This is a genomic window from Marinobacter antarcticus (assembly GCF_900142385.1).
In the GTDB taxonomy this organism is placed as follows: Bacteria; Pseudomonadota; Gammaproteobacteria; order Pseudomonadales; family Oleiphilaceae; genus Marinobacter; species Marinobacter antarcticus.
Window position 1 is genome coordinate 482,049 of sequence record NZ_FRAQ01000002.1, and the last position, 12,082, is coordinate 494,130.

At 53.3% G+C, this 12,082-nt stretch carries 10 protein-coding genes; 8 read left to right on the plus strand and 2 right to left on the minus strand.

The window, feature by feature from the left end; translation table 11 throughout:
• Positions 1-1,458, plus strand: a complete 1,458-nt coding sequence (locus BUA49_RS13610; RefSeq protein WP_228704492.1) for a TrkH family potassium uptake protein — start codon at positions 1-3, stop codon at positions 1,456-1,458.
• A gap of 90 nt (positions 1,459-1,548) precedes the next feature.
• Here BUA49_RS13610 and BUA49_RS13615 read toward each other — a convergent pair whose 3' ends face one another.
• Together BUA49_RS13615 and BUA49_RS13620 are read right to left on the minus strand one after the other, a co-directional pair.
• Positions 1,549-2,883, minus strand: coding sequence for an ATP-binding protein (locus tag BUA49_RS13615; protein ID WP_072798521.1), 1,335 nt, complete (start codon positions 2,881-2,883; stop codon positions 1,549-1,551).
• A complete protein-coding gene (locus BUA49_RS13620) occupies positions 2,870-3,535 on the minus strand; it encodes a response regulator transcription factor (protein WP_072798523.1) in 666 nt (221 codons plus the stop codon). Before BUA49_RS13620 ends, BUA49_RS13615 begins: the two co-directional genes overlap by 14 nt.
• A gap of 208 nt (positions 3,536-3,743) precedes the next feature.
• Here BUA49_RS13620 and BUA49_RS13625 point away from each other — a divergent pair, with 208 nt between their 5' ends.
• The 7 genes from BUA49_RS13625 to BUA49_RS13655 all read left to right on the plus strand — a co-directional run bounded on the left by BUA49_RS13625 (position 3,744) and on the right by BUA49_RS13655 (position 12,070).
• Positions 3,744-4,277: a cupredoxin domain-containing protein gene (locus BUA49_RS13625; RefSeq protein ID WP_072798525.1), complete on the plus strand. Its 534-nt coding sequence runs from the start codon at positions 3,744-3,746 to the stop codon at positions 4,275-4,277.
• Positions 4,278-4,364: 87 nt separating this feature from the next.
• Complete coding sequence (locus BUA49_RS13630) at positions 4,365-6,053, plus strand: copper resistance system multicopper oxidase (RefSeq protein WP_072798527.1); 1,689 nt, start codon at positions 4,365-4,367, stop codon at positions 6,051-6,053.
• The gene (locus BUA49_RS13635; RefSeq protein WP_072798529.1) at positions 6,050-6,799 is read left to right on the plus strand and encodes a copper resistance protein B; all 750 of its coding nucleotides are present in this window, start codon (positions 6,050-6,052) and stop codon (positions 6,797-6,799) included. Before BUA49_RS13630 ends, BUA49_RS13635 begins: the two co-directional genes overlap by 4 nt.
• A 144-nt stretch (positions 6,800-6,943) precedes the next feature.
• Positions 6,944-8,407 carry a malate:quinone oxidoreductase gene (locus tag BUA49_RS13640; protein WP_072798531.1) on the plus strand — a complete coding sequence of 488 codons (1,464 nt, stop codon included), beginning with the start codon at positions 6,944-6,946 and terminating at the stop codon, positions 8,405-8,407.
• Between the two features lie 46 nt (positions 8,408-8,453).
• Positions 8,454-10,190: an isocitrate/isopropylmalate family dehydrogenase gene (locus BUA49_RS13645; RefSeq protein ID WP_072798533.1), complete on the plus strand. Its 1,737-nt coding sequence runs from the start codon at positions 8,454-8,456 to the stop codon at positions 10,188-10,190.
• Positions 10,191-10,346: 156 nt separating this feature from the next.
• Positions 10,347-10,700, plus strand: coding sequence for a hypothetical protein (locus tag BUA49_RS13650; protein ID WP_072798535.1), 354 nt, complete (start codon positions 10,347-10,349; stop codon positions 10,698-10,700).
• A 17-nt stretch (positions 10,701-10,717) separates the two neighbouring features.
• The gene (locus tag BUA49_RS13655; RefSeq protein WP_072798702.1) at positions 10,718-12,070 is read left to right on the plus strand and encodes an APC family permease; all 1,353 of its coding nucleotides are present in this window, start codon (positions 10,718-10,720) and stop codon (positions 12,068-12,070) included.
• The last annotated feature ends 12 nt before the right edge of the window (positions 12,071-12,082 follow it).

The following is a 12,082-nucleotide window of genomic DNA, read 5'->3' on the forward strand; positions in this document are numbered from 1 at the left end:
ATGATGGCGTTGTTCAATGTATTGCCTGTTGTTCAGATTCTTGGGTTTCTGCTGATTCTGCTCAGCTTTCTGATGACACTGCCAGTGAACCTGCTGATGTTCGGTGACACGCCGGATTGGCAGGCGTTTGTGACGTCGGCAAGTATCTGTTTCGTGGTTGGTTTGCTTTGTTTCTTCAGTGTCGGTCGAAAACGTCACGCGCTCAAGCAACGGCAGATGTTTATCCTGACCGTGTCGGCATGGGTTGTTATTCCGTTGTTTTCGAGCTTGCCATTGTTGCTCAGTGATCTGAAGCTCAGCATTACGGATGCGTTTTTCGAGAGCATTTCCGGTGTAACAACCACTGGCTCTACAGTGCTGAGCGGCCTTGATAGTTTGCCTTACGATATTCTGCTTTGGCGCTCCATTATGCAGTGGATGGGCGGCATCGGAATCATTGGCATGGCTGTGGCGATTCTGCCATTTTTGAGAATCGGTGGTATGCGACTGTTTGCCACGGAATCGTCAGAGTGGACTGAGAAAGCGGTGCCCCGGACAAACCGCCTGGCCCAAGGTCTGGTGTTTAGCTACCTTGCACTGACCTTTAGTTGCATTCTGGTCTATTGGACACTGGGGATGGACCTCTTCAACGCAGTAAATCACGCGTTAACCACCGTTTCCACCGGCGGCTATTCGACTTCAGATAGCTCGATGGGGCAGTTTGACGAGCTTCCAATCCTGTTCGCGTCGTCCATTTTCATGATGCTCGGCGCCATTCCATTTTTTCTGTTTGTTCGGCTACTGAATGGCCATGCAAAACCGCTGCTAAAGGACCGCCAGGTTCACTTTTTCCTCAAGTTCTTGTTAGTGGTGGCAGCGATGATAGCCATCTATCGTGTAGTGAAGGAGGGGACTGTTCCACTAGATGCCTTTGTTCATGCGTTGTTCAACGTGACCTCCGTCGTTACTACCACCGGGTATGCCTCTCAGGATTACTCGCTCTGGGGACCATTCGTGGTTGTTGTGTTCTTTTTCCTGACGTTTGTGGGTGGTTGTTCGGGTTCGACCAGCGGCGGCATGAAAATCTTCCGGTTTCAGTTGTCCATGCTGCTTTTAAGGGAGCAGGTGCTTCGGCTTCTGCACCCGAATGCAGTGATGACGAGATACTATAACGGGCGAATTATCAGTGATGAGATTGTGGCCTCCAGTGTTGCGTTTTCATTCATTTTCCTCGCAACACTGGCCGTGGTCGCTGCGATTCTTGCTGCACTGGGGTTGGACCTCGTTACGAGCTTAACGGGAGCTGCGACAGCTTTGGCTAACGTCGGGCCAGGGCTCGGCGACACCATAGGCCCCGCCGGTAATTTTCAAACGTTACCGGATGCGGCGAAATGGGTCCTGATGGTGGCTATGTTGCTGGGGCGGCTGGAGTTGCTTAGTGTGTTCGTGATGTTTTCGCCGCATTTTTGGCGTAGTTAGTGTGATTTCATAGAACCCTGAGTAAGTATACAGCTCGCAGTACGGCGGCAATGATTTTTGTAGGCAAATGGCACTTTGCGAGAAAGGGCATTAAACAGAGATTTCGATTCGTACTTTCAAACCTCCTTTTGACCCATTTGCAAAGAAGACCTGGCCTCCATACCGAACGACTATCTCGCGGACAATAGCAAGGCCAAGTCCATGCCCCGGAGTTTGCTCATCGAGCCGTCGCCCTCTCTGTCCCAAGTGCACCCATTCACCTTCTGAAACCCCAGACCCGTCGTCAGTTACGATGATCTGCGCCAAACCATCATGTTGTTCTAAAGAAAGTTCAACGCATTCTGCGGACCATTTTCCGGCATTATCGAGTAAATTTCCCAATATTTCGTTCAGATCATGCGCCTCAATTGGCCAGCGAAATTCCTCAGTGAGTGACGTTGATAGTTCGAATGACTTTTCCGGGTAAAGCCGGCCCAGCATCCACAGAAGATCACGGGCTTGCTTCACCGGGTAGGCGCTTTTACCTACCTGTGGCCCGGCAAACTGGCTGCGCCGCATTTCCGCTTCCAACTGCTTGTCGATATCGCTTAGTCGCGATCCCATCTCATATCTCAGGTCATTATCAAGTGGCCGGCTGGTATCTTCGAGAACCTGTCTAACGGCCGCAATGGGCGTTTTGACACTGTGAGACAGATTTGCGAGCGCTTCCCGGGAGCGCTCAAGCCGTTGATCCAGAGAATCAAGCAGTTGATTGAGTTGTTGCACCAATGGCCGGAACTCTTCAGGAGCCTGTGCGTTGATCCGGGATATTTCGCCGCTCTGTAATCGTTTGAGAGCGGCCTGGAGCGAGACAACAGGCCGCATTGACAGGTTAATGCCAAACCAGATAATCCCCACAAGCAAAAAGATCAGCAAGATCGATACGATCGCTGTCCATGCATGCAGTTCTGCCTGGCTGTTTTGTAGCGCCCCCATGTCTTCTGAGACGATTACCGTAATAGGAATGCCTTTTACAGAAAATGATTTTCGGTAGGCGAGAATGTCGGAAGGCGCGTTGGATATCTTCGAATTGTTTACTCTAATACTTTTCTGCTCATCAGATTGCAGCAAGGGGCTCAACAACGGGTACCAGGATTGCGGAGATATGACCGTTTGGTCCGGGGACTTGATGGCAAAGGCATGGTGAAATACCTCCTCAAAATAATCGCCGGTCTGAAGCATGTTTAATTGACCTTCGGCTTGGCGAATATGATGCTCCAGGAAGGCCACTTCGTCTTTCAGGCGGCTTTCTACAAACTCCCGGGACATCCTTTCCAGAAGTAGCCCGTGTACAAGCCATGCAATAGCCATCAGGCCAATGCCCGCTGGTAACAACAGGAGTAGAAGCGCACCTTTTACCGATACAGGCTTTTTAAACAGCGTCATTAAACAGATATCCCTGACCGCGCCGCGTTGCGATGGTCTCCGGCCCGACCAGCTTTCTCAGGCGTCGGATATAGGCTTCGATGATATTTTCATTTGGGCTTTCGTTAAGATTGTAAAGCTGCTCCATAAGCTGTTCTTTGGAAAAAATATGACCAGGCCGGCTCATCAGGCATCGCAGCAGCCGGAATTCCGTGCCGGTTAGACTGTGTTCTGCACCATCTTCGCCTTTCAGGCACTGCCGGTTCTCATCCAGCTCAAAGCGCCCCGCCTTCAACGACGAGTGAACTCTGCCTTCGCTTCTTCGCATGATGGCGTTCAATCGGGCAATCAGTTCTTCGGTTTGGAAGGGCTTGGCCAAGTAGTCGTCCGCGCCTGCCTTCAGGCCGTTTACTTTATCTTGCCAGTCCCCCCTGGCAGTCAGTATCAGAACCGGAAAGGTGGCTTTGCTTGCACGCCATTTTCTCAGCACGTCCAGGCCATTTCCGTCTGGCAATCCGAGATCCAGCACGCCTGCTTTGTAGTCTTCCTGCTCACCCAGAATAACGGCTTCTTTGGCGGTGCTAGTGACATCCACGCTGAAACCGGCTTTCTCAAGCTGACTGGCAAGCCCGTCGGCAAGCAATCGGTCGTCTTCTACCAGCAGTAATCTCATTTGTTGCTTCCTTCTTTCAGCCAAATCAGGCCGGTGCAGTGTCGCTGATCAACCTGAATTCAGCCTGAACTGAAAATAGTTCGGTATTTTCAGAAAGAATTCAGGTTGGTGCGCGATGGTACCCAGCGTTTTAGCAAAGTACTCACGTTGCCGGACAAGCCCATTGGGTTTTGAGCGCACGCTATGCCATATCACAGGAGAAGGTTTGATGAGTCTATCAAAGTTCGTAGTTGCAGCATTAGCCATGTCAGTTTCATTGACTGCTCTGGGAGCCGGAGCCCATGACGATGGCCACGGCCAGGGCGCGACAGCCGGTAAGTCGGGCAAGGTTTCTGACGTTGGTCGCACTATTAACGTCGAAATGCATGACAACTACTACGAACCTGAGTCCATTCAGGTTAAGCCAGGGGAGACCTTGCGTTTTGTCGTTTCAAACAAGGGCAATCTGGTGCATGAGTTCAATATTGGCACCCCCACCATGCACGAGGCGCATCAAAAAGAAATGATGATGATGGTTGAACACGGGGTTATTCAGGGGGGCAAACTCAATCGGGACATGATGGAAATGGATATGGGAAACGGCCATTCCATGAAGCATGACGACCCGAACAGCGTGCTGTTAGAGCCGGGTGAAAGTAAGGAAGTGGTCTGGACGTTTTCCGAGAAGGGCAGTATTGAATTTGCCTGCAACGTTCCGGGTCATTACCAGGCAGGCATGTACGGCGATGTGAATTTTGAGTGATTGTCTGCAGACTCCGGGTAACCGAACAGCCCGCTCGAGAGCTTACGCTTCGAGCATTATAAATCAGGTAGTTAGGAGTAGATGACCATGAAAATGGCCTTTCTTGCAGGCACTTTGGGCCTGCTTTTGCCTGTTATGGGCTTGGCGGGTGAGTACGATCTGACTGTCGACCGGGTCGAAATCGACACGGGAGACTTTGTCAAAGAGGGTATTGGCTACAACGGCAAATCCCCGGGACCGGTTATGCGCTTCAAGGAAGGCGAAGAGGTTTCCATCAATGTGACCAACAACCTTGATGAGATGACTTCGATTCACTGGCACGGTTTGATCCTGCCTTTTAACCAGGATGGCGTGCCCGGTATCAGTTTCACGGGTATCAAGCCCGGGGAAACCTTTACCTATAAGTTCCCCATTACCCAGTCGGGCACTTACTGGTTTCACAGCCACTCCGGCTTCCAGGAGCCGGATGGCGCCTACGGTGCCATTGTGATTGAACCCGATGGCCGTGAACCGTTTCGTTACGATCGCGATTACGTGGTTCAGCTGACGGACAAGCATCCGCATTCCGGTGATCGCATCATGCGCAATCTTAAAATGACGGCGGACTACTACAACCGCGAGCAGCAAACCGTCGGCGAATTCTTCTCGGACGTCTCTGAAAACGGTCTGCTGACCACCGTGAAGGATCGTATGGCATGGGGTGATATGCGCATGATGAAAGCCGATGTTGAAGACCTGCAGGGCTTCACTGGCCTGATTAACGGCAAAGGCCCCGACCAGAACTGGACCGGCATTTTCGATCCGGGAGAGCGGATTCGGCTGCGTTTTATTAACTCTTCAGCAATGACCTATTTCGATGTTCGCATTCCGGGCCTGGAAATGACCGTCGTGCAGGCGGATGGAAACAATGTTCAGCCGGTCAATGTGGATGAGTTCCGCATTGGTGTGGCAGAAACCTTCGACGTAATCGTGCGGCCCAGAGAGGCGCAGGCTTTTACGATTTTTGCCGAATCCATGGGGCGTTCAGGGTATGCGAGGGGAACACTGGCGCCTGAGGCGGGAATGGTAGCTGAAGTGCCAGAGTTGCGCGAAGCGGCCCGATTGACCATGGCAGACATGGGCGCCATGGAAGGCATGGACCACGGCAGCATGGAAGGAATGGAAGGCATGGACCACTCCAGCATGGCCGGCATGGATCACTCTAATATGGGCCAGGGTTCAATGATGTCGGCTGGTGGTGCCAGTGATCCCTTTTACGCTGCGGGCAGCGGCCTGGTTCCAACGGCGGCCAATGGCGGCAAGTTTCTGTCTTATGCCGATCTGAAAGCACAAAGGCCACTTTACGACGAGCGGGAGCCGACCCGGGAAATCGAACTGAAACTGACTGGCAACATGGAGCGTTACACCTGGAGCATCAATGGCGTCAAATATGAGGACGCCGATCCGATCCGCCTCAAGTATGGCGAGCGGGTGCGGTTCAAGTTTGTTAATACAACCATGATGACTCATCCCATGCATCTTCACGGCATGTGGTCCATTCTGGATGTCGGCGCTGGCCAGATGAACCCCGTCAAGCATACGGTCAGCGTTCAGCCCGGTACTACGGTTTATATGGAAACCGAGGTGGATGCGCCGGGACAGTGGGCCTTCCATTGTCACCTGTCCTACCATGCCGCAGCGGGGATGTTCCGGAAGATCATTGTTGAGGGCGGCCCGGAAACCACTCAGACCGCTGCTGACGAGGCCTCAATAGACAAAGAAGGAGGCGACGTATGAGTCGCTGGATATCATTGGTTGCGACCGCTGTATTTGGGCTGAGCGTCATACCGGCAGCGGCCTCCGCTCAAGAGCGGATTCAGGACACCACTGCGCGTAAAATGCCGCTAAAGGTCTGGGGTGCTCAATTCGAGGAGTTTGAATACCGCTACAGTGACGACGACGAAGAACTTGGGGTATGGAGCGGAGATTTTTTCTATGGTACGGACGAGCTGAAAGTCCGTTGGCTGACAAAGGGAGAATACGCCATTGAAGAGCAGGCCTACGAAAAGCTGGAAAATCAGTTGGTCGTGCAGACGCCTGTTTCTGACTTCTTTGACGCCAAGGCCGGTCTAAGATTTGACACGCCGGATGGCCCTGATCGAACCTATGCAGTTCTCGGGATTGCGGGGCTTGCTCCTCAGTGGTTTGAAATCGATGCTAATCTGTATGTCAGCAAGGACGGAGACACCTCAACGGAGCTGGATGCAGAATACGAACTCCTGCTGACTAACCACTGGATTCTTGTGGCCGCTCTGGATGCCAAGGTGGCATTCAGTGAAGACCGGGAGATCGGAGTCGGCAAGGGACTGGTTTCCACAGAAACCGGGCTGCGGTTAAGCTATGACCTGATCGACCGATCATTCTCTCCCTATATCGGCGTCGTTCATGAGCGCAAATATGCTGACACTGCCGATTTCGTTCGTGCGGAGGGCGGCAATGTAGAAGACTGGTTCGCGGTGATTGGGGCAAGACTCTCCTTCTGATCCGGGTTGGTGACAAAGCCTCATAGCGGTCTTTTTAAAGGATTGGCCGGAAGCCAGGGAGAAGTATTTTCGATCTATAGATGAGCAAGATTTGAGTAACGTTTTGGCGAATGTCTAAAAATTTGACGCTGGCGAGTAGACTTTATGAATGTAGTCATCATAGGCGCGGGAATTATGGGGACCACGTTTGCCACTCTGGCAAAAACGTTGGCACCCGAGTTGGATATCACCATTTTAGAGAGACTGGACGGTCCCGGCGCGGGAAACTCCTCTCCATTCTGGAATGCCGGCACGGGGCATGAAGCGAATTGCGAGCTCAACTACACCCCAGTAGATGCAGAGGTCATTTCGGTTGAAAAAGCTCTGAAGATCCACGCCCAGTTCAATGTTGCCAAGCAATTCTGGGCTTATTTGATCGAAAAAGGTGTCATCAAAGACCCTAAAACGTTTATTAATCAAACCAAGCACTGCACCATTGTTTCCGAGTCCGCTATTGAAGAACTGCGATTGCGGTTCAAGGAAATGTCGGCCCATCATTTCTTCGAGCACATGCGTTATTCAGAAGACTTTGATGAAATCAAGAGCTGGATTCCTTACACCATGGACGAGCGCCCACGCCATGAAAAAATGGCGGCCACCGTCATTGAGACAGGTACTGACGTTAATTTTGGTGCGTTAACGGAGCAGATGGCGGCCCACGCAACGCAGGACCTGGGTGTAAAATTTGAGTATGGCACCCACGTTAAGCGCGTGCACCGGAGCCCGACAGGGCGGTGGGTTATCGAGGCTGAATGCAAAGGGAAGCCGGTCCAGCATAAAGCGGATGTGCTGTTTGTCGGGGCCGGTGGGGGCGCATTCCCCCTTCTAAAGAAAAGCCACTTGCCGTTTCGGAACCGCTTCACCGGCTTTCCGGTCGGGGGGCGTTTTCTTCGGGCGCCGATCAGTGAAGAGCAAGCCGGGTATTACCGGGCCAAAACCTATGGCAAAGCGAAAGTGGGCGCGCCTCCCATGTCCGTGCCACATCTCGATTTGCGGGTGGTGGACGGTAAGCATTACTTATTGTTTGGTCCTTTCGCCTCATTCAATCCTGTTCTCGAGAGAGACCGTGGATTTTTTGATTACCTCAGATCAATTCGCCCGCATGATATCCAGGGCTTGCTGAACGTCGCCTTAGAGCATTTCCCCCTGGTTAAATATCTGGTTTCAGAGACTTTCAAAGGCGAAAAGAGCATGTTCGAAGAGCTTGATAGCTTTGCTCCAGGCTTGAGTAAAAGGTTTGACTGGAAACCGGTTCAAGCCGGCCAGCGAGTGCAAATCATCAAAGACGGCGATTTGCAGATGGGCACAGAAATCCTTGTGTCCAAGGACAAAACTTACGGAACTTTACTGGGGGCTTCGCCCGGGGCGTCGGTTTCGCCCGAGGTTATGTTGCGCTGTCTGGAACAATTGATACCGTCTATCTTTTCTAAAGAGGAAGCCAGGAAAAAGAAGAATGAGATTTTCCCCGAGGATGATCTGGATACCTTAGCTAATGATCCTGAGCGTTACCGGGAGATTCGCGATGCAGCGAACAAACAGTTGGGAATCACTCAGCCCAAGGCGCAGTGAGATCGACCTACACTGTCAATATTGCCAATACTGCGGAGAGTAATCTATGGACAGCAGGATTAATGTAACGGCGCCTTTGGTCATTCTCCACGGCGATGAAATGGCCCAGGTTGCTTTCGAGCAGATTCTCAAGAAATTCGTCACCGCGCGCCTGGATATCCAGCTCGAAGAAATCGACCTGTCTGCGGAACACCGTCTGCTGACCAATGGCCAAGCGGTGATTGATGCCATCGACGCTCTTCAGCGCCTTGGTGTGGGGGTGAAGAACGCAGGTATGACCGTCAACCGCCAGCAATTGGATGAACTGCTCCGCAAGCATCCCGATGTGGACGCCGGCAACCTGCACCCACTGGCCACCAAATCCCCTAACGGCGCCATCCGCAAGGGCATCAGCGGCAACATTACCCGAGAGGATATCCAGTTTCGCAACCTCAAGATCAGCCGTCCGGACTGGGTCGGTCGCGACATTGAAGTGGACACCATGGAGTTCGGCGGCATCAAAGAAAGCTTCAACCAGCTCTCCCAAGCCACGGGTGTGGTCAAGCTGATGTTTGTGGGCAGCAGCGGCGACCCGGTGGAGTTGCACCGCCGCGAGGTCCGCAAGGGAGACCCCTGGCTGTTGGCCACCAACGATGTGGAGGACGTCAAAGCCTGGGCTCACCGCTTTTTTCAGCGTGCCATTGACGAGAAACGGGATGTCTATCTCGGCCTGAAAGACACCGTTATCCCGGGCTACGATGGCGCCATGCGAACGGTAATTGAAGACATCTACCACAGTGATTACCGCCAGCAGATCAAGGATCTGGGGTTGAGCTATCACTACGAGCTCATTGACGCCCAGGCCGCACGCATAGTCTCCAACCCGCCACAGCGAGCGCTCTGGGGCGTGCCTGACAACACCACCGGGCGCAAGCTGTTCAAACTGGTAAACCAGCTTCGGGAGTTCGGCATTCCCAGCCGCAGTGCCCATGTATCAATTTCCCGCATGAGCGCCGGCGGCGGCGACCAGTACGGCAGCTTCAACATGCCGGCGCAGGAAGACGGCATCCTCAAGGTGATCGTAGACGGCGAAGAGAAGCATGCCCGCCGCGTCCGGAACGGCGACCCCATGCTGTTCATGTCCAATGACCATGAGGCCATCAAGGACTGGGTGGCCCAGGTGTTCCGCGATGCCTCCCGCAAGGACAAAGAGGTCTACTTCGGCCTCAAACGCGAGTATATGGAATACGACGAAGTCTTCAGCAACGTTATCACCGAAGTGCGGCGAGAACTGGCCCGGGAGCACACACCACCGCCGTCTTTCATGATCATGCGACCCTCCAGTCAGCTCAAGAAGATGATCACCGACCCCCCGAGAAATGCCCTCTATCCCTCCCAGAACCTGGACGGCGATATCTTCTCGGACATCTCCGCTGCTCTCGGCGGCAGCTTGGCCACTGCCAGCTCCATTATCGAGAGCAAGGACGGCACCATGCTCTTCGAGGCGCCCCATGGCACCGCCCATGACCTCTACCTGAAATATCTGGAGAGCGACGGCCGCGACGCCCACTTTAACCCCTCCGCCCTGATTTTCGCACTCGCTAACGCTCTGGAAACCCTGGGCGAGCGCGAAGGCAACGCGCCCCTGGCCGAATACGCGGTCAACCTCAAGGCAGCACTGACCGATACCGTCGACAGAGGGATCGTCACCGCGGATCTCAAGGGCAAAACCGTCGACCCGGATTCGGAACAGGTGGTGGATATGGCAGGTTTTCTGGATGCTGTGGAAGACGCGTTCCAGTAAGTTTCAGCCGGCAGACACGTCCTGACCTATGAATGCAATTTATGATTCATGTCAAATAGCCATTTAAAAAACGGCGTTGCCCACCGATTTTCAGTAGCAGTTCAGTTTGGAGTGTTGTGATAGAGGCAATGCAAATAGGCTAAGAGGTGCAAAGCCATGATCCATGCCAATAAACCAACAAACCAGGCGCAATTTCTGCTTCGGCGTAAACTGACCGTTGAAGGATTTACGGACAGCCAGTGGGTGGATTTTATTCAGGAACTGAATCATCACCCATGCGTTGACATTGCTGAACGCAAGCCGAAATGCCGGTTGATCGTCACCTTTGACGCCACCCATTGGTCTACCGACGCTCTAATTGAGCTTGTTGAATCGTATGGCGGCCGTTTGAAGGGCGGTTGGTGGGAGCGTCAAAAACTGGCACGGTACCGATTCAGCGATGAAAACATCCGGGCCAACGCCAACCTTGCCCCCTTCTGCTGTTCAAAAATTCCACCGATGAAAAAGTAACGGGAGGCTACATGGGAATGAGCAAGGAGCAGGATAGGACGACCCGCTACAAAGAGGGCAGTCTGACGCTATCCGGCACGGTTATGCTGGGAACCGGCGTCATGATCGGCGCCGGCATCTTTGCGCTCACCGGGCAGATGGCCGAAATGACTGGAGCGCTATTCCCGCTGGCATTTCTGGCTGCGGCGGTGATCGTTTCCTTTAGTTCGTATTCCTACATCAAAATCTCCAACGCCTATCCGTCAGCCGGCGGTATTGGCATGTACCTGCATAAAGCTTACGGCGATCGCCTGCCCACGGCCTTCCATGCCCTGCTGATGTATTTCTCGATGGTGATCGCCCAGAGCTTTCTGGCGCGCACCTTTGGCTCCTACACCATGCAGCTGTTCGGGGGCGATGAAAGTGGGCTCATGGTACCAATTCTCGGGGTGTCACTTATCCTGGCGGCGTTCGTGATCAACCTGTTGGGCAACCGGATGGTTCAGGGGGTTGCGTCGTTCATTGGTGTGTTAAAGATCGGCGGCATTCTGATTATTGGACTGGTCGGTGTCTGGTTGGCCGACAGCCTTGCCGTCGACTTTTCCAACACGGGAGAAGCCGGTGCCGTTGGCAATTTCCTGGGCGCAACGGCTCTGGGCATACTGGCGTTCAAGGGTTTTACCACGATCACCAACAGCGGCTCCGAAGTCAAAGACCCGCATCGCAACGTTGGCCGCGCTATCGTTATCTCAATTGCCGCCTGCGTGGTGATCTACACCTTGGTCGGCTTCGCTGTCGCAAGCAACCTGTCGCTCGCCGAAATTATTGAGAGCCGGGATTACTCCCTGGCGGCCGCAGCACGCCCGGCGCTGGGTGAGTATGCGGTGTGGTTCACGGTAGCCATTGCCATGATGGCAACGGCGGGTGGCATTCTTGCCAGCATATTTGCAGTGTCTCGCATGCTGGCCATGTTGACCGAAATGAAATTGGTACCCCACAGCCACTTCGGCATGCCCGGCAGCATTCAGAAACACACACTTGTCTACACAGTGGTGCTGGGTCTGATTCTAACCGCCTTTTTTGATCTTTCACGGATTGCGGCGCTCGGGATTATCTTCTATCTGATTATGGATATCGCCATTCATTGGGGGGTGTTGCGTTATCTGCGCGAGGATGTGAAGGCGACAATATGGGTGCCGACCGTGGCGATCGTTCTGGATCTGCTGGTGCTAGGTGGCTTTGTCTGGGTCAAGCTGGGGTCCGATCCGTTTGTGATTGGCGTGGCAGTCGTCACCATGATCGTGATTGCGATTGGTGAGCAGGTATTTCTGAAATCTTCAGCAAGAAAACAAGCAATGGACGGTGAAGAGGCTCACTCACACCACCATTGATGTCTACGACAA